Source organism: Paenibacillus nasutitermitis (assembly GCF_014641075.1).
Lineage (GTDB): Bacteria > Bacillota > Bacilli > Paenibacillales > Paenibacillaceae > Paenibacillus_Z > Paenibacillus_Z nasutitermitis.
The window spans coordinates 633309-656138 of sequence record NZ_BMHP01000001.1; the positions used below are offsets into that span (position 1 = coordinate 633309).

The window sequence follows — 22830 nt, forward strand, 5'->3', positions numbered from 1 at the left end:
AGAGTACCGATGAAAAAAACATTCTATTTATTCGCTCTATTTATAGCGGCTTTGAACCTACGCCCCATGATTACCTCTGTTGCTTCCATGATGGGTATGATTCAATCCGAGCTGGGCATCAGCGCTTTGACAGCAAGCCTTCTGACCACGCTGCCCGTCTTGTGTATGGGACTGTTTGCTCCATTTGCCACAACGCTAAGTCAACGGTTGGGTCTGGAGCGTACACTTTTTATTTCGTTACTCCTCATCACCATGGCAACCTCAATGCGTGGTGTTGACCGATCTGTCACCATACTTCTTGTTACTGCTTTGGCAGGAGGGATCGGGATCAGCTTCGCCGGGCCTCTGTTGTCCAGCTTTATCAAAAAGTATTTCCCAGCCAGACCGGGTATTGTCAGTATTTACTCGGTATCCATGACGATTGGGGCAGCACTCGCTTCGGGCTTAACCATCCCGATTTACACTCAAAATCAACATAACCTGCCATTCGCTTTGTCATGCTGGGCTGTTTTGGGGTTTATCGCTCTGATCATCTGGATGGTTCTGATAAGGAAAAAACAATATTCCGGCAACGAGAGCCGGCGTCTCAGACTGCCGCTTGGCAACAAAAAAGCCATCCAATTCACCTTGTTTTTTGGCTTCATGGCCAGCATGTTCTATGCATTGACGGCCTGGATTTCACCTATTGCTCTCAGTTTCGGATACAGCCCGCAATATGCGGCTATGCTGCTTACCATGTTCACGCTGATTCAGGTCCCGGTTGCGTTGCTGGTTCCTGGTATTGTCAATCGCTCGGGAAATCCCAAATTATTGCTTGTCTTATGCAGTGTGTCAGAGCTCATCGGCCTGGGGTTACTACTGTTACCCGTTCCGATGCTTTCAGCCGTACTTTTTCTGGGCGTTGGCGCAGGCGGATTGTTTCCCCTGGCGCTGATGCTGCCCATTATGGAGACTCGTACCGCTGAGGAAGCGGGAACCTGGTCGGCTATGTCACAGATGGGAGGTTACATCATGGGTGCTTTTGGGCCTTTTTTTATCGGATGGATCTTTGATCTGAGTGGACATTTTAACGCTTCGATTATTGTCATGCTGGTCATCGTCATGCTGATGATTGGCGTGCAGCTGTCCATGACCCTGGGGAAAAAAGCTATAGAAGGACCTAATGAGCAGTAAATGGAGCACGATGTCACATGATGCAACAACACAAATCGCCACAACCTACGATCTAAATAGGCTTGTGGCGATTTGTTTTCATTTTATCAGCCGTTCGTTGTCAATTTCTCTTCAGCCCTGTTTCTTCTGCTTCCGGCCAAACAGCCAGAACAGGAATACAACCGCGCAGGCTACAACCAGAAAGGGAGCAACAAATATCAAGAAATCCTCCATCTGATCACCTCCTAAGTTTTTAAAAACGCTTTTTTTATTTGCCCCTTTTTCCCTGAACATATTTCGCATCGAACAGGAACAGACGCATAAGCAGATAGAGTGACGGGATGAGCAGCAGCAGCCCAAGAATAAAGACGGCGATCAGCGCCAGAGCCATCGGCTCGCTGGTGAAATTATCATAAATGGTCAAGTGCGGGTAAAGAATATAAGGCAAATGCGCTCTGCCATAACCAAAGAACGCGAATCCGAACTGCAGCATGACGAAGATGAAGGAAAGACCCAGCTTTTTGCGCGACCATACCAGGTAGACTGCAACGAGAAAGCAGGCAAAGGAAACAATGAACATCCAGGCATAGGACAGCATCTGCTCAAAATGCACCGGATTATGATTGCGGATCGCGAAGAATACAAGGAGGCTGCTCAATATCGTCGGGCCGCTCCAGGCGAGCGCATATTTGCGCACCACCTCAAATGCGTTGCTGTCATTCGCGCGGTTGGCATAGTAGCTCAGAAACATGGCCGATATATAGAGAACGCTCACGATCGCCAGCAGCACGACGGTCCAGGAATAGCTGCTGGTAAACAGCTTGCCGAACAAAAAGCTGACCTTGCCATCGCCACTGACCGCAATATATCCCCCTTCTGAAATCGTCATGACGGTCGATAAGGCCGCCGGGATCAACAGGCCGCTTGCCCCGTAGAGCATGATATAGAAACGGTTGTTTTTCTTCGAGCCGTAAGCGCTGAAAGCATAATAAGCGCCGCGGATGGCCAGCAGCACAATCGCTACGCTGCCCGGAACCAAGAGGGCGGTTCCGTAATAATAGGCGGTGTCCGGGAAGAAGCCGACGATCCCCACGAAGAAGAAAACGAGAAAGACGTTGGTTACTTCCCATACCGGCGATAGATACCGTTCAATAATATTGTGGATCAGATGGCGTTTGCCTGTAATGGTGCTGTAGTAGCTGAAAAAACCGGCGCCGAAGTCGATGGAAGCTACAATGAGATAGCCGAACAGGAAAATCCACAGTACGGTGATGCCAAGCACCTCATAACTCATTGTCCATCACCCTCCTCAATCCCTCTGGCTTTCATCTCGTCTTCCACATGATTGGTTTTAAACATTTTGATCAGCACGCGCACCGAGGTGAAGCCGAGCACGACGTATAAGGCAGTGAAGACGATCAGCATCGTATCCACGTGATCCGAGACGGTTGCGCCCTCAGAGGTTTTCATGATGCCGTGGAGAATCCAGGGCTGGCGCCCAACCTCCGCGAAGATCCAGCCATGCTCAATGGTCAGCATAGAGACAGGTGCTGCCAACACGATTCCCCACAGCAGCCATTTGTTCGTGAAAGCAAGCTGGCGTTTGCGCCAGAGCACCAGCATGAAGGCCGAGGATATCAGAACCATCAAAGCGACAAACCCCATTTTGATATCAAACAAATAATGAATCCAGAGCGGCGGCTGTTCATCATCCGGGATATCGTTCAGTCCGGTAACTTCCGAATTGGGATTCCCGTGCGCCAATATGCTGAGGGCGAATGGAATCTTCAGCCCGTATTTGATTTCATTATTCTCGTCGAGAATCCCGCCAAGCACGAGAGGCGCCTGAGTGGAGGTTTCGAAATGCCACTCCATAGCAGCCAGCTTCTCCGGCTGATAGCTGGCAAGGTATTTGCCCGACAAGTCGCCGATAACAGCACTGCCGATCAGGAACACAAAAGCGGATACCATGGTCAGTTTCAGCGCTTTCTTATGATAGACATGATTTCGGCCTTTCAGCAGGGAATAAGCGGCAATAGCGGCCAAAGCGAACGCGCAGGTTGTATAGGCAGTAATCAGCACATGCGATACCTTGGTCGGCATGGCAGGGCTGAGCATCGCGCCGAACGGCGAAATGTCGGTGATGGCGCCATCGACAACCGTAACACCAGCCGGTGCATTCATGAATGCATTGACGATGGTAATAAAGAACGCCGAACCGGAAGAGCCGATCACAACGGGAACGAGCAGCCAGAAATGAATCATTCTGTTCTTGAAACGGTCCCAGGTATATAAATAAATGCCGAGAAAAATCGCTTCGAAGAAAAAAGCAAAGGTCTCCATAAACAGTGGCAGCGCGATGGATTGGCCGGCTACACGCATAAAGCTTGGCCACAGCAGACTGAGCTGCAGTCCGATAGCGGTCCCCGTTACTACACCGACGGCTACGGTGATAACGAACCCCCGTGCCCAGCGTCTGGCAAGCAGCAGGTAATGCGGATCATTGCGCCTGATCCCGATCCATTCCGCAAGCGCAATCATCAGCGGCACCCCGACGCCGATCGTGGCATAAATAATGTGAAAAGCGAGTGTGAACGATGTGAGTATCCGGCTGTACATGACCGGATCGTATCCGCTAAGCAGCATGTTCAAAACCCTCCTTTATCTGATAGAGTAAGTGATTATAATTAAAAAATCCGCCGGGAAAGTGCGAGCAGCATAATAACAGCTACCACGACGCAAAGAATAATAAGACGTTTCTCCTGTTTGGCAATTCGTTCGCCGGATGAATGCTGCTGCTTGTCAGCCATGAGAATCCCTTCTTTCTGGGTGATTGTTGTCTATTGCTTCTAGTATAGATGAAATTGTGATATTTTTCACAATCATATGTGACCAGGGATTGACTAATTGTTGTCTAAGTAATGAATGGACCCTCATCAACAATCCAACTGAACACACAAGTTGGACCACTTGTGTGTTCAGTTGGATCAAGCTCATGATCAATGCAAAACTGGGCAAGTCCCGGCACTTCTTTGGCAAACCGCAAATTTTAATGGTTTACACGATTGTTTTTTCTGCTATGGGTTAATCGATATTCGGTTAGCGAGACTCCGAAATATTTTTTAAAACTTGTGTAGAAGTAATTTGACATTTCCATTCCGCATTTCTCCAATATTTCGTTAATCGGCAATGGAGATTGCTCTAAATAATTTTTAATATGCTCCATCCGTACCATCGTGATGTATTCGGCTACGGACTTGCCAGTTGTCGTTTTAAACATCTTACCAAGATAAACGGATGATATGTTGAACACGTCCGCACAGTTATTCAACGTAAGATTCTTATCTGCAAAGGATTCGTTTATCATGTCGATCACCTTATTTACGATTTCATTTTTTTTCCTGTCCTTTAAGCCCTCTTTCAGCAGAATGATTTCATCGAATAATTCGAAAAATGTCTGTTCGATTTCCTGAAAAGTCTCAAATCTACCGACCTTGTTGAAGAAATCAATGGAAATATTGTTGAATGTCGATTGTGAACCCTCTGTGATTCGGCTAAGTGAGTTATAAATGGAAAAAAACAAGGATATGACGGATGTGATGATATTGTCATAGGAGGAATGTTCCATCGTTTTAATAATTTCCTTGTAGGCTTCTTTAGCAGCCCCGCCACTTCCCAGCTTCAGACAATCGATGAGCTGTTTTTCTTTTGAAGCTGGGAACATAAAGGAGCCATCATCGACTTGCTTCAAGATGTCCGGGGTTATGATGCTTAAATGTCCCAATTTAATTCGATACATGGAAAGAAGAAGCGTCTCTTCGTATTTAGGCTTAATGTTAGGAGGAGAATCGACTGGAAACCCAAGCGTTCCGGATAAGGAGATATTCAAATACTGCATAACTTGGTTTTGAATATTAGTGATGATAGCCTTGAATAGGTCATATAACTCATCTTCTTTACCTGAATAGCCATCGATGTCTGCCAATACCGTAATATGGTCCATTGCAGTGTCGATAACTTCGTTTCTATAATGCTGGGAAGTAATTTCTTTGGCTATATTCACAATCGCATATTTATATAAAGATCGGTCATTCTCATTATACGTATTGGAAAAATCTTTGAAGGAGTCAATTTTCAAAATAAATAAAAACAAGGTGTTCGTAAATTTTACGTGGAAATTAAATTCTTTTTCTTTGGCGATTATTTTATCCGTTGAAAGGAAGCCGTGACCGGTCACCAAATTTTTCAAGAAATTATTTTTTAAGAGGAGAGAATTATCTCTATTTCTATTCTCGAGCAGGCTTGTCTTATCAATGATTCCGGTGAACGTACTCGAAAGAAAACCTACCTCATCCATTTTCTTCTCCAGTTTATCTTCTAAAGCCAGTTTTTGCTTGATCCCCCTGGTAAGAGCGCCAAGCGGACTATATAACCTTTTGGATGCAAGAAAAGAGAATAAAAGTCCCATTAGCAAAATAATCAGGCAAAAAATGATGGTAATATACCCATTTTTTTTGACGCTCGAAAATACGGAGTCATAAGGAGTCAGACTTAGAAATTTCCATTTCAAAACATCGGAAGAAACATAGGAGATGACATATTTTTTTTTGTCCAGCTGATCAAAAAAAGTACCTGATGGAGCAGCATCGGAGAGAATGTTACGAATATAGGGCTGATCTGCAATATTCTGCATGAACATATCGGATAAACTGTGGCTTATGATTGTACCTTTCTCATCGATGACAAAAATTTCGTTTCCTTCGTTGCTCATATTATTGTTCAGGGAGGAGATCGTTAACCGTAACCAGTCGGCATCCACGTTTAATACGATGGCACTGTTGAAGCTTCCGGTATTATAAAAGGTATCGAATAAAATGTAGGTATATACATTGGCAAAGGCTGTCTCTCCACCTTGTAGAGTCGGGATTTTTCTTGGGATTGGATAAAGGGGAGCCGATTGGTTGGTGCGGGGGCTCTTCAACAAACGGACAATTTCTTTATCGTAAAAGTCGGCACTGTTATAAAAAGTTTCCTTGGCAATAATCGTATCAATTTGAGGGTTATAAATGTAGGTCGATTGAATGTAGGAGTTGGGGATCGTTAAATCATTTAAGGTTTTAATCGCGTTGCTGATATTAAGAATATCTTCCGTGGTACTGTAAGCAAAAGCCATAATTCCGTTATTCAGCAATAATGATTGACAGAACTTTTCGGAGAGATTGTCCATATATACAGAGCTGTAGCTGATTTTGGACAATATATTTTCGTTCAACCCTTTTACCGTTTCGACGGAGGAAGAGGTGTAGTTATAGTACAGCAGGGAGGAGAGCATCAGAATTAAGGTTGTGATACTGGCCACGAACGAGAGGAGCAACTTTCTGTACATCCTTAAACCACCTTTGTTGAAGGACTGGATAACCGGGAAATTTTGTATATCCACTGTAATATATCCGAAGTAGAAACTCAACACTATTGTACTTTTTTCGTGAGATGTTCATTTTTTAGAGGATTGAATAATTTTCGTTGGCCTATTTTCAAAAAAACGGTGTTCTATCGTTTTATTGTTGTATCCATGACGCTGGCATTCGACTTATGCTCAGTTTACAAAAAACATTTTACAATAAGGAGAAATGCGGATGAAAGGCAAGACGACCAGCAGACGACCCATACCCTTTATAAGTGAGATCATTAAAAATAAGATCTTTTATGCCATGATGCTCCCCGGGCTGATCTACATTATTGTGATCTATTATTTGCCTATGCTCGGAGTGGTTATCGCATTTGAAGAATACAACCCGATCAAGGGTATTTTCGGGAGTAAGTGGATCGGGTTCAAGAACTTCACTTTTCTCTTCCAATCGGATGCGCTTTTTCAAATCACATTCAATACGATCTTCTATAACCTCATTTTTATTATTCTCGGTATTGGTTTATCGCTCGTGATTGCCATTCTGATCAACGAAATCGGCAATCGTTTTCTTGCAGGTGCTTATAAGAGCATTTTACTGCTTCCTTATCTCTTGTCGTGGGTAGTAGCTGAATATTTACTGTTCTCTTTTCTAAGTATGGATAAAGGCATTATTAACAATATTCTACTGGCAGTCGGATTCGAGCCTGTTCAGTGGTACTCGGAGCCAGGTTACTGGAGGATGTTATTGCCGGCGGCTTATGTATGGAAGAATGTCGGTTATTTCTCTGTCATATTTGCTGCAGGTATAGCGGGAATTTCCACCGAGTTTTATGAGGCTGCGAAAATGGATGGAGCAAGCAGGCTTCAGCAAGCCATCAAGATCACAATTCCGATGTTGGCCCCAATCACAGTCACCTTGCTGCTCCTGCAAGTGGGTAAAATCTTTTATGCTGCTTTCGGGGACTGGGGATTATTTTATAATCTGCCGAAGGAATCAGGTGTGCTGTTTAGCACCACCAATGTAATTGACACCTATGTCTACAGATCACTTAAAACGATGAGCGATTTTGGAATGTCTTCGGCTGTAGGCTTGTACCAGTCCTGTGTTGGTTTTGTCCTTGTTCTTGTGTCGAACTATTTGATAAAACGGTATGATCGTGACAGTGCGTTGTTTTAGGAGGAGATAAGATGAATCAGCGAATTTCGTTATCCAGTACAGTCATTAATCTCAGCTTTATGGTCTGCTGCGCACTATGTTTGTTGCCATTGTTAGTGGTTCTTTCCATTTCATTGTCCGATGAGCAATCTATATTCCAGTTTGGCTACCATTTCATTCCTAGGAAGTTTAGTTTCAGTGCTTATGAATATATTCTTAACGGAAACTCGCCTCTATTACAGGCATACGGAGTCACGATCCTCGTTACAGTCGCAGGTACCTTATTGCATCTTGTCATTTCATCAATGTTTGCATACAGCCTTTCAAGAAATGAAGTGAAATACAGGAACATCGTTTCCTTCTTAGTCGTGTTCTGTCTATTATTCAATGGGGGAATCGTGCCTTGGTATATCCTGCTCTCGAAATTTCTTCATCTGAAAGACACTCTATTTGTGCTGTTTGTTCCTTATCTTGTCTCATCCGTGAATGTACTCATCATGAGAAATTTTTTTAAGTTTACGATTCCGGAATCCATTATAGAGTCTGCAAGAATTGATGGTTCAGGTGAATTTAATACGTTTTTAAAGCTTGTCATCCCCTTATCGACGCCAGTGCTCGCAACGATCGGTCTTTTCACCGCCGTCTTTCTCTGGAATGACTGGTTTACTGCGGCTCTCTTCATTGAGAACGGTAAGCTGTATACGCTGCAGTTCCTCCTTCAGTCCATTATGAATAACATCGCCTTTCTCCAAGGTAATGCGTTGACGGCAAGAGCCGCAGCTGCTCAGCCGGATGAGACCGCGAGGATGGCAACATGCATTTTGGCAATAGGGCCAATCATACTGGCGTACCCTTTTTTACAGAAATATTTCGTAAAAGGTCTTACATTAGGCGCTGTGAAATCGTAAGGTATGGCTTTACTGGGCATAAGCCTGTTTAGTATAAAAAATGCGGAGGTCAAAACATGAAAAGAACAAAGAAAATGCTGAAGTCTGTGCTAGCGATGGGTCTTGGTTTCACGATCGTGCTTGCGGGTTGTTCCAAACAAGAGAATAAAGTAAATACGGATCCGCCTGAACCTGCACCTGCAACGACAACCAAGGAGACGGCACCGGAGGATAAACCAGCCGAGACCGAGTTACCGCCTGTTGATCTTACGTACTATTTCCCGAATTCGCCTCAGCAGGATTTACAATCTGTAGAAGATAATTTGAATAAGCTTGTTCAGCCGAAGATTAATGCTACGATTCATCTCAAACTTATTGATTGGGGCACGTACGAAGAGAAAATGAAAGTTATTATGGCTTCCGGGGAGCCCTACGATATTGCCTGGACAGCCGGAAATTTAAACAACTATTTCCAAAACGTGGCGAATGGAGCTTATGCGCCGCTGGATGAATTAATTGAAAAATATCCGGACATGAAGGGCGGTATTCCTGACATGTTCTGGAATGCCGTGAAAGTTAAAGGACAAATCTATGGCGTGCCTGTCTTCCAACAGTCAACCGCAGGGTACGGCTATGAAATACAGAAAGCCGTAGCGGATAAGTATAAGCTGGACTGGAAGTCAATCACGAAGCTTTCGGACCTGACCCCATTTCTGGAAACGGTTAAGAAGAACGAACCTAATCTTATACCTTGGGAATACAGTCAACAGGCTGATCCGTTCCAGGTGGCTCCTCCCATGTTCGGCCTGGAGACCTTAGGCGATCCCAAGACTCCCGGAGATCTTTACTTAACAGATGCCAGTAAGGTTGTTAACCAGTATGAAACACCAGAATTTTTAGAATATGTAACCCTGATGAGAGAATGGTACACCAAAGGATATTTAAGGAAAGATGCCGCTACATTAAAAGAAACCGCTTCAGATCGTAAAGCTGGAAAAAATGCTCTTATGTTAGGCCAGATAGATAATGACTCAATAGCTTTTGAGAATGCGGGAATGGATGCAGGAGGAAGGATGTCCAATTTCAATCCGGATACGCAGTCCTATGACCTCCAGTTCGTTAAGCCTTTGCTTACTACGGATAAAGCTTCTGCTACAATAACAGCTATCTCTGCGAATTCTCCAAACATAGAGAGGGCTATGATGTTCATAAACCTTCTTAACACAGACAAAGAAATTTACAATGCACTGGTATGGGGCGTTGAGGGTAAACATTACAAGAAAGTGGCGGAAAACCGTATTGAAACGAATAAAGAAGGAGGTTACCAGATTTTTTCCCCGTGGGAGTTCGGCAACATGACGCTTAGCTATTTGTTTGAAGGTGATCCTAAAGGTAACGACGAAAAGTATACTCAGATGTGGATCGACCTTAATAAAAATGCCACACCTTCAAATGCCTTAGGATTTGTATTCGACTTTACACCTGTGAAGGCTGAGAAGGCTAATGTCGATGCTGCCTTTACTGAGCTTTATTACGCTTTAGCTTCCGGTTCTGTAGATCCGGATAAGTACTTGCCCATCTTCATTGATAAATTAAAGAAAGCAGGGTCAGATACAATTATTGCCGAGAAGCAAAAGCAATTGGATGAGTGGAGAGCAACAAACAAGTAAGAAGTAATTAAGGAATAGTAAGGAATTATAATAAAAACTGGGAACTTACACTGTAGATCAATTCGTTGAATTTACATGAAGGTTCCCTTTTTTACGTCTGCAGATCGCATAGCGGATGTCGCCTTGTGCGATTCCGATATCGACGATATTCGCCATTATGTTAGGAAGAGCCAGTAAAGCGATGGACTGAGCGATCATAAGAATGAAACCCATTGTTGTTTAATACGAATAGCCCCATTTTTTTCGGATGCCTCATTTTTTACTTGATGCCAGTTGGTTATTTCATCTACTGTATGCGGTTACAACCATGTGGTACAATTAATTTTATTTAAAAGATAAGGGGGATTCCGATGCTCCATAAGCTGATAAGGGTCTCCAAAGGCCGAAATTTTCTGATCAAGCTGGTTACTCATACACTGCTTGTGTCTGTGGTTCCCCTTCTGCTGCTCAGCTTTTTATTTTATCAAAATACGAAGTCGACGATGAAAGCTGAATTGCAGGCAGCGAATCTGGCTTCGCTTAATCAATCCGTGCATGCGATGGAGCTTGTGATCGACCAGATCGGGAACAGCTTTATGCAATTCATTTCCGATAGTACATATCGTGATTATGCCCAGTTTCCCCGTGGTGAGTATTATGAGCGGCTGACAGGCGCTTTTCATGCAGAAGATATGCCGGGCCTGCAGAAATATTTGACGAGCAAGGCGAAGCTAAGCTTTAATATTGATAATCTGAGGATGTCGAGCAATTTTATTGATTCTGTATACATGTTCGATCACGCTAAAAATATGATGCTGACCCAGAGCGATCTGCAATATCCGGCCGATCGTTTCTATGACAAGGATTGGGATCTGGGACTGTCGGAGAAAAGCTATACCTATCCGATCATTATGGATGTCCGCGATGCCGTTAAATCGAACGGGACGCACAAGCAAGTTATTCCGATTGTATTCAGGTCCAGCTACGAAGGCAATTATGTCGTGTTCAATCTCGATGCCCAGCTCGTATACGATAACTTGGTCAAGAAACTGGACGGCAAGCAAAGCGGCAGCTTCTCTGTCTATTCCAAAGGAAGCAAGCTTATGTTGTACGATCGCGCTGATCAGCTAATTGTCCAAGCGGATGAGGAATTACAGAAATCCCGATTATTCGACGGCTCCACAGAGGCCGTAGAGATTCGTCTTGACAACTATCGCCTTATGGCAACTTTATCAAATTCCTCGATACTCGGCTGGACGTTTGTCAATGTGACCGATCTGGATGTGCTCTACACAAGCATCAACAATTTACGCAGCATCATGGTGACGATTGGAACGCTGTTGTTCGTTGCGACGGCTCTTCTCGCTTTTTTGACGAGCCGCGATATTTACAACCCCATTCGGCATTTGCTTCATTTTGTCATCAGCAACCATAGTCCGGTTTCGACAACAACGGGAAGAAACCAACTTGGCGAACTGAAAACAATTCGCAATGGTCTGGTTGAAGCCTATGAGGGCCGCAAGAGCTTACAGGTCAGATTGAAGGAAAGCCTGCCTGCTTACCGCGAGAAGTTCTTGCACACCTTGATCAAAAATGGGACATACACAAAAGAAGAAATCAGTGAGCGGATAAATTTTCTGGATATCGATCTGGAATTGCAGGATATTACGCTGCTGTTGATTATGGTGGAAGACCCAAAAGGAAGGCAAACCGGTGTCGAGAAGTATAGTATGAATAAGCTTCGGGCGGCCGATATGATCGAACGGCAAATCATCGGCTCAGGCGAGCATCGTTCGGTGCTCGTTGAATTGAACGAAGAAATGTTCGCGCTGCTGCTCAATTGCCGTGAAGACGAGTTTGCCGATATCTTCACGATTGCTGAACATGTTCAAACGGGCATCCACAGCGAGACCGGACTTCGCTGTTCAATCGGCATCGGCTCTTACTGCCGCGAAATTACGGATTTAATGATAACCTACGAAGAAGCAGTGGAGGCACTCGGCTACCGTGATATGACTGGTCAAGGCGATATTGTCTACATTGAAGATATTCGGCCGGAGAACGGAAAGAGTTCTCAATATCCGAAGGATAAAGAAGATTTGCTGAAGCACTGTATCAAGATCGGCGACAAATCGGAAGCCCTTCTTGTGTTGGATAATTTGATCGATCAGAGTGTGCAGGGCCAGGGTGGCAAAACGCAATTCCGACAAATGCAGCAATCGTTGATGCGATTGCTGGTCGGCCTGATGGATACCGCAGGCCAATATGGACTCGACCTGCAGAAGACGATGCGGGCGAAGAACAATATGTATCTGGAGCTGCTGCAGAAGGGCGACCTCGATGGGATACGCGCCTGGTTCGCTTCAATTGTCTCCATGATGATCGAGTCAATTGGCGAAGCGCATCAGGAAAAGACGAACAGGCATGTCCAGGAAGTGTTGGCGATGATTGAAGAGGATTGCGGTGATACCATCTCGTTGTCGCTTATCGCCGAACGGCTCGGACTGAATCCCTCTTACCTCAGCCGCAGCTTCAAGGAGAAGACCGGACAGACGTTTCTAGTGTACTTGACTGCCGCTCGGATCGAGAAGAGCAAAGTGATGCTGATCCAATCCGATCTGAAAGTCAAGGACATTTGCGAACGGGTCGGTTATGTGAAGGTGAATCATTTTATCAAACTGTTCAAAGAGCGCACAGGGACAACACCAGGAGAATTTCGTAAAATGTATGTCCAAACGGCTGAAATTGAAGCTTAATGAGGACGGAGCAATCCGTCTTTTTCTAATTGCAGGAAAGGTTGAGGGCGGCGTTAGCCGTTTCTTCATGCTTGCATGAATATCCTCTATTTTTCGGGATGCTCCATTTCTTACTTCGTCGGTTTTAAGGGACTTCAGTACAAGAATGAGGCATTTCGAAGAAAGCGGTTACCCGTTACGATGAGTGTGGTTAACCGTATGGCGGGTTCCGGAACCCGCTCGTATGATCATGATTGGTTCAACAATTAAAGGGAGGTTTTTTTTGCATGTTGAAAAAAGCAAGTCACCTTATCTTAGCCGCTTCAGTCGTCTTATCTGTTTCGGCTTGTTCGTCGGGTAACAAAGAGTCCGGAGGAACGAATCCTACAACCGATTCCAATTCGGAGGCTTCAACGAAAACAGAAAAAATTTATTTCTATGCAAACGGTGGTCAAGTATCCCAAACGAAGATGAGTAAGCCGGAGGATCTTGAGCTCGTCAAGCAGGCGATCATCGACAAGATCGGCATTGAGGTCGTCCCGATTATTCCTCCAAAAGGAACAGAGGAAGAGAAGTTGAACATATTATTGGCTTCCAATGAACCGCTCGACGTGTTTTTGGCGGGCAAATTGCCCAACTTCCAAAGCAAAGGGGCGCTCATGCCGCTGAATGATCTGTTAGACAAATACGGAGCGAATATCCGAAAGCTATGGCCTGAGGATTGGGCGACTTCATGGGATGCCGTATCGACACCGGATAAGAAAATATGGGGAATTCCAAGGCTGCCTGCAATTGCAGGAAATACGGTTTACATGCGTACAGATTGGTTGAGCAAGTTAGGGCTGCAAATGCCGACCACCATCGATGAATTGGAAAATGTACTGAAAACGTTCAAGGAGAAGGATCCGGCTGGATCTGGTCAGACGATTCCGCTGCTCACGAACTTGTCTGGCTTAAACAACTCGTTGGCCGCCGGTTTTATGGGTACGGGGTATGGCAATTGGATCGACACGGACGGCAAAGTGAAGCCTGCTGTGATGCATCCGGGTTATAAGGAGTTCCTTGCCAAGATGGCTGACTGGTATCAGAAGGGCTATATCTTCAAGGAAGCTTTCTCAGCAAAAAACGAACGCATCACCGAATTGGTCAAGCAGAACCGCGCAGCTGGATTTGCAGGATGGTATTCATCTATAGCAGGCAATGAAAGTGCGCTGCAGCAGAACGAACCCAATGCCAAATATGAGGTTGCTGCCGAGCTGAAAGGACCCAAAGGCTACGTGACCAGTATGGGCGGCATTGATGTCAGCGGATGGGCGATCAGCAAAAGTTCGAAAAACGCCGAAACGGTTATAAAGTATATCGATTGGCTGCATTCCGATATTGAAAATTATTTCCTCGCCTTTTATGGCATCGAAGGCAAGCATTGGAAATACGTAGATAAGGAAAAACGGGTGTTAGAGACATTGAATACGGATTATGCCGGCGAGTTCGTTATCGGATCGACCTTTGCATATACGGTCCAGTTTGAATCGAAGGACCCCGTAAACGCACCGCAATTCGACTATATGCGCAAATATATAACGGACACGAAGCGTGCCCTCATGCCTGGCGATGCGGAGGAAGCGTACAAATACGATAACGCGTTGATTAACGAGCAAGTGCCTGCACTGTCGGACTTGACCCGCATGATGGAAGAGGAAGTAACGAAATTCATCATGGGAGCAAGACCGATGTCTGAGTATGATAAATTCCTTCAAGAACTAAATCATGCAGGCATGGACAAATGGATTGAGGTTTACACCGACCAGAATATGAAAGTGAAGGCAGCCAAGTAAATAATCGCAAGGCATTATTTGGTCACAAGCAATCAGATTCCGATGCGTGATGTTCGCCTAGAGGCGCCTGCCGGGCGGACATCCGCAGGTTGCGGCCAAGAGATTTTGCAGAAAGGAGAAAGCTGATATGAAGGCACAAGCCTCTAATAGCATCAGGGTCACCTTGCGCAAGAACAAGCTGTATTATGCGCTTATATTACCTGGCCTGCTTTATTTTATTATTTTCCATTATGTGCCGCTTTACGGTATTATCATTGCTTTTAAAGATGTGGCGCCGTTTGACGGTCTCCGGGGCATATTTTCCTCCGAGTGGGTCGGCCTTAAGCATTTTCGAACGTTTATGGGTTCGTATTACTTCTGGGATATTCTTGGCAACACGATCATTATTAGTTTTTACCGGTTGCTGTTCGGATTTCCAGCTCCGATTATATTAGCGCTGCTGATGAATGAGGTGCGGGTAGCCGCTTTTAAAAAGTTCGTACAAACCATCTCGTATCTTCCTCATTTTATTTCCATGGTTGTTATGGCGGGATTGATCACAACGGTCTTTGCGCTGGATGGGGGTATCTTGAATGGGCTGCTCCAGAAGCTAGGAGTAGATCCCGTCTACTTTCTTGGAGACACAAACTATTTTCGCAGCGTTCTCGTAACGACAGGCATTTGGAAAGAAGTCGGCTGGGGGACGATCATCTATTTGGCAGCGATTACAGGGATCGATCCACAGCAGTACGAAGCTGCGGTTATAGATGGTGCCAGTAAAATCAAGCAAATTTGGCATATCACTCTTCCCGGGATGATGTTCGTCATCGTGATTATGTTCATATTTGCAGTCGGCGGACTGTTGAATGCGGGTTTCGAACAAATCTTCCTGCTGTATTCCCCGCCTGTATATAAAGTAGCCGATATCATCGATACGTATGTATACCGGAAGGGTATGGTTGAGATGCAGTACTCATTTGCGACGGCTGTAGCTATATTCAAATCGGCTATCGCCATGGTCCTGCTGCTTGGCACGAACTATTTGGCCAAAAAACTAAATCAGGAAGGCATCTGGTAGAGGTGGATCAGTATGGTAAATAGAAAAACAGCGTTCGGCGAGAAACTGTTTAGAATCGGGAATTATTCATTTTTGACGATTGTGTCGTTATCATTCCTGCTGCCATTCCTGGTGATTCTTTCAACGTCATTCGTCAGCGAGAATGAGCTCATCCGCAGAGGAAGCTTCATCCTCATCCCGCAGAAATTGGATGTAACGGCATATAAAGTACTGCTAAGCGGAACGTCAACCTTATACCACGCTTACTACATTACGATTATGCGAGTCGTTATAGGCACAGCACTTAATCTGATTATAACGGCGATGATGGCTTACGGTTTGGCGCGCAAACAATTGCCTGGACGGAATGCCGTGATTGCATTGATCTTTGTCACGATGCTGATTGATGGCGGGCTTATTCCGAATTATTTGCTCATGAAGGGTCTTCATCTGACTAATACATTCTGGGTCATGGTTCTTCCGGGGCTAGTCAGCGCCTGGTATTTGATTATCATGAAAAATTTCTTCACGCAAATACCGGAAAGTCTTGAGGAATCCGCTATGATTGACGGCGCGTCGCCGCTGCGGATCCTTGTCAGTATCGTCGTGCCGCTTAGCCTGCCGACATTTGCGACAATTGGACTATTCTACGCAGTCGGCCACTGGAACGCCTGGTTTGATGCGATGATTTACATCACCGACACCAGCTTGCTTCCGGTACAGGCAATCATGAGGCAAATCGTGCTGCAATATAGCTCGACTGATATTAATCAATCGGTCATTGCAAGCTTATCGGAGAAACCAACGGCGGAAAGCGTTAAGGCTGCAGCCATCATGGTGACGACGCTGCCGATTCTGCTCATTTACCCATTTCTGCAGAAGCATTTTGTCAAAGGGGTATTGACAGGTTCGGTCAAAGGATAGCAGACCAATTTCATTCTAAGGAGAGAGAAGTCATGGCAGGTTTATGCATGAATGAAGACAACAACCATTTCTATTATAATCGGCGCGACCGTGAGGTATCACGTGCAGATATCGAAGCACTCGTCGATCAGTATGCCGATACCCAGGTTAAAGAATTTCTCGTCAATGTGAATGCCATGCGGACATCTTATGATAGTCAGGTGTGGGATTCGTTCTGGAAGGGCTACGATCCCGAAGCCGGGGCCGATCAGCCGCACTTTCAAAGCCTGCCGGAGGAATCGCGCGAGTCTACGCGAGCGTGGATTCATCGTGCCTGGCAAATCCATCGGGATGGATTGGACTTCTGCGGCATCCTGCTGCAGCGCGCACGGGAGAAGGGACTGTCGCCTTGGGTGTCGGTCCGGATGAACGATGTCCACTGCGTGAACGATGAATCGCACCCGTTAATAGGCGGATTCTGGCGCGAAAGGCCGGATCTGCGGCGGGTACAGCACCGCTTCTCGGCGTGGACGGACAAAGCGTTCGACTTCGGCAAAACGGAGGTCCGCGAGTACCATTTCCGATTGATCGAGGAAGTAGTGGACAGGTATGAGTTCGACGGAATTGAACTGGACTGGATGCGATTTGCCTTTCATTTTAAGCCGGGCGAGGAGGAAGTGGGCAGAGAGCACTTGACTGCATTCCTGCGTCAAGTCAGGGAACTGCTCGACCGCAAAGGCGCGGAACGCGGTATGCGGATCAAGCTGGGCTGCCGGGTTGCTTCACGGCCACAGACAGCCTTCGATCTCGGGATGCATGCGGTGTTGTGGGCTCGCGAAGGACTGGTAGACATGCTGGTCCCAACCCCATTCTGGGAGTCGATTGAAACGGATATGCCAATCGAGTTATGGAAGCAGCTTCTGGAAGGCAGCGGTACGTTGCTTGCTGCAGGGCTGGAAGTTCTGCTGCGGGCGTATCCGGCAAGTCCACTGCGGCAGACCAATACGCTTGAGACGGTTCGCGGTGCGGCAGCTTCGTTCCTCGCGCGAGGAGCTGACCGGATCTACTTGTTCAATTACATGGACGCAGATACGACAATCTCGGATCTTCACCATTACCCAATTCTGCTGCAGGAGGCAGGAGAACTCGCTACACTTGCGGGCAAGCCGCGGCGTCATGTACTCACTTATCCAGATACCTGGGCACCCGGGGACCCTCGGGCAACGGCGCTGCCTATTGAGCTGAGAAGCGGGCAGAACAAAGAGGTGCGCATTCCGACTGGTCAGAAACCGCAGCCGGAAACTGATACCGCGGTTGTAATCGCAGCGGGGTCAGATTTTAGCGCGGAGCAGTTGAAGGTTTATGTGAATGGCGAGCTCTGTGGAACGGGGACTCCCGTGGAACTGCCGATGCCGAAGCCTGAAGGGCAAGCCTATTCGTATTCCCTATCCGCGTCTGTGCTGAAGGATGGCTATCAGATGATCGATCTTGTGTCCGCTGCCGGAGCCGATCATCAGGCTCAGACAACGATCAAATGGGTTGAATTGCGTATTGGACGATAGGGCTCTGCCGATTATTGTCCACAATTCGAAGGAATCAGGACCCCTAATTCAATAAGAAAAGAAGTGATATGGTGTGGAATATGTGCACGGAGTGTGAGACTGTACAGCAAGAAATATCCTTGTACGCCTGTCCGGTATGCGGCGGCATTCTGCTGCCGCAGTATGAGAGCGTGCCAATAAATGATAAGAGTCAGAAAGGAATTTGGCGATATCACGCAAGTCTTCCTCCGGTGCCAGTAGAGAACAGGCTTTATTTGGGAGAAGGCATGACGCCACTTATTCCGAGTTCCCGGCTTGGGGATAAGCTTGGCATCGGCGAACTGTATTTCAAGTATGAAGGGGGCAACCCGACAGGTTCGTATAAGGATCGCATTGCCGCAATGGGTTTATCCTGGGCCATTGGGCAGGGCCGGGAGGCTTGCATCGGCACTTCTTCTGGTAATGCAGGAGCCGCTACTGCGGCTTATGCAGCTCGTGCCGACCTCCCTTATCATTTGTTCGTACTGGAGGATGTAACGGAGGCTAAGCTTGCCCAGGCTCTTGTGCACAAGGCGAACGTGCGTAAGGTCAAGGGCTTCGGAAATGACCCTGCCATTGGCAAAAGAGTCTTCGAACGCATATTTGAAGGGGCCGCGGAGCACGGGTGGGAAATGATGATCACCGCTTTCCGTTTCAATCCCTATGCCATGGAGGGCGTTAAGACCATTGCTTACGAAATATATGATGAATTACAGGGCATGCCCTCGCATGTCTATGCATCCGCAGGAGGCGGCGGATTATACTGCGGTATCTGGAAAGGCTTTAATGAGTTGAATAAGAACGGTCGAACGGCTGCTGCCCCCTGTATGGTCGCCGTCCAGTCCGAGGGCTGTTCGAATATCGTACGGGCGTATCACGCCGGATCGAGGGATCCTCTATCTGGAGCGTCGACGTCGCAAATTTCGGGCCTGCAAGTTCCGAATCCCCCAGACGGCAGGCTTGCGCTGCAAATCATGGCCAATGGCGGCGGGAGTGGCATTGCCGTTAGTGATCCGCTCATTTGGGAAGCTCAGAGGCTGCTTGCAGAGGAGGAAGGCATCTTCTGCGAGCCGGCTGGCGCTGCTTCAGTAGCCGGGCTCATTCGCGACTGTGCGGAAAATACCGGGCGATCTTTTGATAAAGTTGTCTGTGTGATCAGTGGCAACGGCTTCAAGGACGGCAAACGCTTGTCCGCTATGACCTCGGAGATTGCTGTTCCATGTCTGGATGTAGAGCAATTGGATATATAATGCAACCACTCAGGAAGGAATGATTCCATGATCAGGATTCGCTTGGGCATTATTGGTCTCGGCAGCTTCGCCGAGCAGCATGCCCGCATATTAAGCCGTCTACCGAATGTCGAAGTTGTGGCAGTCAGTGACCCCGATCCTGATAGGTATGCCCGTTTCAAGGAGTGGTTTCCTGATGCGCGCTGCTATGTCAACTGGCCGGATATGTTGGCCTCAGCCGAATTGGATGCTGTCGATATTCTTACGCCGGAACATCTGCATACAGAACCTGTCAAGGCGGCCTTGAGAGAAGGACTGCATGTGTTCGTCGAGAAGCCGCTCGCGCATAATCCGGAAGCTGCTGCCGAACTGGTGCAGGAAGCGGCGGCAAGCGGACGCATACTGATGAGCGGTCACTTATTGCGTTTTGATCCAAGGTATGCCGCCGTCAAAGAGCGGCTTGCCAAGGGTAACCTTGGCTCTATTCGCTCGATTTATGCGAAGCGCAACAATTGGAAGTCCGTGTTCTCCATCTATAACCGGATTGAGCCGGTGTTCATACTCGGTATTCACGATATCGATCTTATGCACTGGTATATGGAAGATGATGTGCATCAGGTCTACGCGACTCGTTCCACTCCGGAAGGATCTGAGGCTGCCGATATGAATTGGGCCATCCTTCATTTTAACAAGGGAGGTATCGGGATCATCGAATGTAATTGGCTGCTGCCTGACGGAGCCCCATCCTACCAGGACGTCCGCATGGAGATCACAGCGGATAACGGGAGTGTTCAGATCATAGATCCGGAACAAGGCGTTACGTATATCGATGAAACCAGACCACTTGTTCCCGCTATTCTCAACATGCATGAAACGCATGGACGTCTGGGAGGCGCACTAGCAGATGAGCTATCTCATTTCGTCGATTGCGTGGCTTCAGGCAAACAATCGGACATCCTGGACCCAATGGATGGTTACAGGGCAGTGCGCGTCGCATGGGCCGTGATGCAGTCAGCAAAGTCGGGGCAGCCAGTGAACCTGCCGCTCCTGTCCGTTGAAGAATAGCCTTTATCAACAGCTAATTGCCGGACACGGGGAAACCGTACTGGAAAGCGGCGGTGAAGCGGTGCCTCTTGCCCATGAACGCTTCGAGCAAGGGCTTCCTCCGTTAAGTATCGTATAAGAAGGAGATGTGGCACAATTGACAGCGGATCGGATACCGGTCGATCAATTTACATGGAATCGGAGTTCACGGTCAGTGAAACATACGTACAGGCTGCTATTAGAAGGCAAGCCGGATGAAGGAGATGAAGTTTGGATCCCTGCATTTGAAATCGCGGGGGATGAAGACGGACCTAATCTGCTCATTCTGGCAGGTATTCATGGCGATGAATACGAAGGGATCGAGACGATTCTGCGATTGTTCAGCGAACTTCTGCCAGAGGATATTAGAGGGAATCTGTTAATGATTCCCTGTGCGAATCCGTACGCTTACGAGGGGGGAACCCGATTAAGCCCGGATGACGGAGTGAATCTGGCCCGTGTTTTCCCGGGACAGCAAAGCGGTACGGTAACCGAAAAACTGGCTTATGAGCTTCATCACCGCATGATAGCTAAAGCGGATTTTTTGCTTGATCTGCACAGCGGGGGAACCCATTATGCGGTCGCGTCATTAGTCGGCTACTATCAGGAAGAAGGATCCGCTTTCAGCCAGCGGTGCAGGGAGGCTGCTGAAGCATTTGGAGCTAAGCTAATGTGGGCACACGACGAGATATCTCCCGGCAGAAGTGTATCTTCGGCACAAGCGCTGGGCATTCCATGGCTGTATACAGAGGCATATGGAGGGCGCAGGGTCCGTCAGGAGGATGCAAGATTATTTTATGGAGGGACTATCCGGCTGATCAACCATCTTGAAATGCTTGTCGACCCACTTAAGTGGCCAATCGATCAGCAGGAAATGGAACGGAAAACGATATACAGCGACGGCAATTTCGACCATTCGGCGACAGCGGAGGAGGACGGCTTCTTCATTCCGGCGATTCCGTTGGAGAGTGAAGTTAGACAAGGGGATTTGATCGGAACGATCTATGCGCTGGACGGTTCGGAACTGCAGCGCGTCCTTGCAGGCAGCGACGGATTTCTCGTCATGATCCTCGGAATTCCCGTCATTCGCAAGGGAGACCCCGTTTATTTGCTTGCATCCGTAACAAGTAGTTGATCCGTCCTCATGTAATCATCCATAGAAGGTAGGAAACTGACCATGAAGTCATATGACCTGGATAAATTTAAAGGCGTAACCGTTGCGATCAACTCCTGTTACGATAACAATGGGAATATCTATCAGGAAGCCGTCAAACGGCTGATCCGGTTCTTAATCAATAAAGGCGTGAGTGGGGTTTACGTTTGCGGCAGCACCGGCGAGGGCCTGCTGCAAAGTATAGAGGAGAGAAAGCAGGTGCTTGAAGCGGTGATCGCGGAAAGCCAAGGGGAAATCGCGGTTATAGCTCATATTGGAGCGATGACTACACGGGACAGTATCGAGCTTGCGGCTCACGCCGAGCGTGCCGGAGCTGACGCCATATCGGCGGTCCCTCCTTTCTATTACCGGCATAGTGAGGAAGCCGTGCAAAAGCATTGGGCGGCCATCATGGACAGCACCGAACTGCCGTTTATTATTTACCATATTCCCGCAACAACGGGCTTCATTCTTACAACGGGACTGCTGCGGCGAATGATTGAGAATCCCAAGGTTATCGGCGTCAAAGTTTCGGTGGCAAGCACCTTCGAGTTGGAGCGTTTCAAATCGATCTGCGGCAAGGATTTCCTTATTTTCAATGGTCCGGACGAACAATATTTGGCCGGGAGGGTCATGGGAGCCGACGGCGGTATCGGCGGGACTTACGGTTGTATGCCCGAATTATTCGTGCGTCTGGAGCAGTATTATGCAAACGGTATGATGAAGGAAGCGCAGCGCCTGCAGACATTGATTAATGATATTATTACCGATCTCCTGTCACTACCCACCCATTCTGCACTGAAAGAAATCATCCGTTTAAGGGGGATTGATTGCGGGACGGTCCGTGCGCCGATGGAAGAGGTACAGCAGTCTCAAATACCGCTTGTAATGAAAATTCATGAGAAAATTATGCAGACAATTGGGGAGCTTGCGCCGGTTGGAGAATAAATCGCCGAATACGCAGGAACGCGATCCTCGATTCAAAATTGAAATAGAAGGGGAGGGGCGAGCGTCGTCCCCTC

The 22830-nt window shown here is 47.1% G+C and carries 18 protein-coding genes; 13 read left to right on the top strand and 5 right to left on the bottom strand.

The window, feature by feature from the left end:
• Nucleotides 1-9: 9 nt before the first annotated feature.
• Nucleotides 10-1173 (top strand): MFS transporter, encoded by a 1164-nt coding sequence (locus IEY46_RS02660; RefSeq protein WP_188988862.1) that lies wholly within the window; start codon nucleotides 10-12, stop codon nucleotides 1171-1173.
• Between the two features lie 111 nt (nucleotides 1174-1284).
• Here IEY46_RS02660 and cydS read toward each other — a convergent pair whose 3' ends face one another.
• The 5 genes from cydS to IEY46_RS02675 all read right to left on the bottom strand — a co-directional run bounded on the left by cydS (nucleotide 1285) and on the right by IEY46_RS02675 (nucleotide 6511).
• A complete protein-coding gene (gene cydS, locus IEY46_RS36990) occupies nucleotides 1285-1386 on the bottom strand; it encodes a cytochrome bd oxidase small subunit CydS family protein (RefSeq protein ID WP_373288761.1) in 102 nt (33 codons plus the stop codon).
• 34 nt (nucleotides 1387-1420) lie between these two features.
• Nucleotides 1421-2446: a cytochrome d ubiquinol oxidase subunit II gene (locus IEY46_RS02665; RefSeq protein ID WP_188988864.1), complete on the bottom strand. Its 1026-nt coding sequence runs from the start codon at nucleotides 2444-2446 to the stop codon at nucleotides 1421-1423.
• Entirely contained in the window at nucleotides 2443-3798 is a 1356-nt protein-coding gene (locus IEY46_RS02670) for a cytochrome ubiquinol oxidase subunit I (RefSeq protein ID WP_188988866.1), read from the bottom strand. The genes IEY46_RS02665 and IEY46_RS02670 overlap by 4 nt, the downstream gene beginning before the upstream one ends.
• A 41-nt stretch (nucleotides 3799-3839) precedes the next feature.
• Nucleotides 3840-3962 carry a hypothetical protein gene (locus IEY46_RS36730; protein ID WP_268239479.1) on the bottom strand — a complete coding sequence of 41 codons (123 nt, stop codon included), beginning with the start codon at nucleotides 3960-3962 and terminating at the stop codon, nucleotides 3840-3842.
• A 239-nt stretch (nucleotides 3963-4201) separates the two neighbouring features.
• Nucleotides 4202-6511: an AraC family transcriptional regulator gene (locus IEY46_RS02675; RefSeq protein WP_229750022.1), complete on the bottom strand. Its 2310-nt coding sequence runs from the start codon at nucleotides 6509-6511 to the stop codon at nucleotides 4202-4204.
• Between the two features lie 277 nt (nucleotides 6512-6788).
• Between IEY46_RS02675 and IEY46_RS02680 the strand changes: the two genes are divergently transcribed.
• The 12 genes from IEY46_RS02680 (at nucleotide 6789) to IEY46_RS02740 (ending at nucleotide 22756) form a co-directional block, all read left to right on the top strand.
• On the top strand, nucleotides 6789-7739 hold the full coding sequence (locus tag IEY46_RS02680) for an ABC transporter permease (protein WP_229750023.1): 951 nt from the start codon (nucleotides 6789-6791) through the stop codon (nucleotides 7737-7739).
• Between the two features lie 11 nt (nucleotides 7740-7750).
• Entirely contained in the window at nucleotides 7751-8626 is an 876-nt protein-coding gene (locus tag IEY46_RS02685) for a carbohydrate ABC transporter permease (protein WP_188988869.1), read from the top strand.
• A gap of 56 nt (nucleotides 8627-8682) precedes the next feature.
• Nucleotides 8683-10275 carry an ABC transporter substrate-binding protein gene (locus IEY46_RS02690; RefSeq protein ID WP_188988871.1) on the top strand — a complete coding sequence of 531 codons (1593 nt, stop codon included), beginning with the start codon at nucleotides 8683-8685 and terminating at the stop codon, nucleotides 10273-10275.
• A 350-nt stretch (nucleotides 10276-10625) separates the two neighbouring features.
• A complete protein-coding gene (locus IEY46_RS02700; protein WP_188988875.1) occupies nucleotides 10626-13010 on the top strand; it encodes a helix-turn-helix domain-containing protein in 2385 nt (794 codons plus the stop codon).
• A 266-nt stretch (nucleotides 13011-13276) separates the two neighbouring features.
• Complete coding sequence (locus tag IEY46_RS02705) at nucleotides 13277-14824, top strand: extracellular solute-binding protein (protein ID WP_188988877.1); 1548 nt, start codon at nucleotides 13277-13279, stop codon at nucleotides 14822-14824.
• Between the two features lie 127 nt (nucleotides 14825-14951).
• Nucleotides 14952-15881 (top strand): ABC transporter permease, encoded by a 930-nt coding sequence (locus tag IEY46_RS02710; protein WP_188988879.1) that lies wholly within the window; start codon nucleotides 14952-14954, stop codon nucleotides 15879-15881.
• A 12-nt stretch (nucleotides 15882-15893) separates the two neighbouring features.
• On the top strand, nucleotides 15894-16784 hold the full coding sequence (locus IEY46_RS02715; protein WP_188988881.1) for a carbohydrate ABC transporter permease: 891 nt from the start codon (nucleotides 15894-15896) through the stop codon (nucleotides 16782-16784).
• Nucleotides 16785-16816: 32 nt separating this feature from the next.
• Entirely contained in the window at nucleotides 16817-18325 is a 1509-nt protein-coding gene (locus IEY46_RS02720) for a glycoside hydrolase family protein (RefSeq protein WP_188988883.1), read from the top strand.
• An 80-nt stretch (nucleotides 18326-18405) separates the two neighbouring features.
• Entirely contained in the window at nucleotides 18406-19593 is a 1188-nt protein-coding gene (locus tag IEY46_RS02725; protein ID WP_229750024.1) for a threonine synthase, read from the top strand.
• A 27-nt stretch (nucleotides 19594-19620) separates the two neighbouring features.
• Complete coding sequence (locus IEY46_RS02730; RefSeq protein ID WP_188988887.1) at nucleotides 19621-20637, top strand: Gfo/Idh/MocA family protein; 1017 nt, start codon at nucleotides 19621-19623, stop codon at nucleotides 20635-20637.
• A gap of 136 nt (nucleotides 20638-20773) precedes the next feature.
• A complete protein-coding gene (locus IEY46_RS02735; protein WP_188988889.1) occupies nucleotides 20774-21790 on the top strand; it encodes a succinylglutamate desuccinylase/aspartoacylase family protein in 1017 nt (338 codons plus the stop codon).
• 42 nt (nucleotides 21791-21832) lie between these two features.
• Nucleotides 21833-22756, top strand: coding sequence for a dihydrodipicolinate synthase family protein (locus IEY46_RS02740; RefSeq protein WP_188988891.1), 924 nt, complete (start codon nucleotides 21833-21835; stop codon nucleotides 22754-22756).
• Nucleotides 22757-22830 lie beyond the last annotated feature (74 nt).

Coding starts and splice junctions, on each gene's coding strand:
- IEY46_RS02670 (WP_188988866.1), bottom strand. CDS start 3,798: ATGCTGCTTAGCGGATACGATCCGGTCATGTACAGCCGGATACTCACA.
- IEY46_RS36730 (WP_268239479.1), bottom strand. CDS start 3,962: ATGGCTGACAAGCAGCAGCATTCATCCGGCGAACGAATTGCCAAACAG.
- IEY46_RS02680 (WP_229750023.1), top strand. CDS start 6,789: ATGAAAGGCAAGACGACCAGCAGACGACCCATACCCTTTATAAGTGAG.
- IEY46_RS02685 (WP_188988869.1), top strand. CDS start 7,751: ATGAATCAGCGAATTTCGTTATCCAGTACAGTCATTAATCTCAGCTTT.
- IEY46_RS02700 (WP_188988875.1), top strand. CDS start 10,626: ATGCTCCATAAGCTGATAAGGGTCTCCAAAGGCCGAAATTTTCTGATC.
- IEY46_RS02660 (WP_188988862.1), top strand. CDS start 10: ATGAAAAAAACATTCTATTTATTCGCTCTATTTATAGCGGCTTTGAAC.
- IEY46_RS02730 (WP_188988887.1), top strand. CDS start 19,621: ATGATCAGGATTCGCTTGGGCATTATTGGTCTCGGCAGCTTCGCCGAG.
- IEY46_RS02740 (WP_188988891.1), top strand. CDS start 21,833: ATGAAGTCATATGACCTGGATAAATTTAAAGGCGTAACCGTTGCGATC.
- IEY46_RS02690 (WP_188988871.1), top strand. CDS start 8,683: ATGAAAAGAACAAAGAAAATGCTGAAGTCTGTGCTAGCGATGGGTCTT.
- IEY46_RS02705 (WP_188988877.1), top strand. CDS start 13,277: ATGTTGAAAAAAGCAAGTCACCTTATCTTAGCCGCTTCAGTCGTCTTA.
- IEY46_RS02665 (WP_188988864.1), bottom strand. CDS start 2,446: ATGAGTTATGAGGTGCTTGGCATCACCGTACTGTGGATTTTCCTGTTC.
- IEY46_RS02710 (WP_188988879.1), top strand. CDS start 14,952: ATGAAGGCACAAGCCTCTAATAGCATCAGGGTCACCTTGCGCAAGAAC.
- IEY46_RS02725 (WP_229750024.1), top strand. CDS start 18,406: ATGTGCACGGAGTGTGAGACTGTACAGCAAGAAATATCCTTGTACGCC.
- IEY46_RS02720 (WP_188988883.1), top strand. CDS start 16,817: ATGGCAGGTTTATGCATGAATGAAGACAACAACCATTTCTATTATAAT.
- IEY46_RS02715 (WP_188988881.1), top strand. CDS start 15,894: ATGGTAAATAGAAAAACAGCGTTCGGCGAGAAACTGTTTAGAATCGGG.
- cydS (WP_373288761.1), bottom strand. CDS start 1,386: ATGGAGGATTTCTTGATATTTGTTGCTCCCTTTCTGGTTGTAGCCTGC.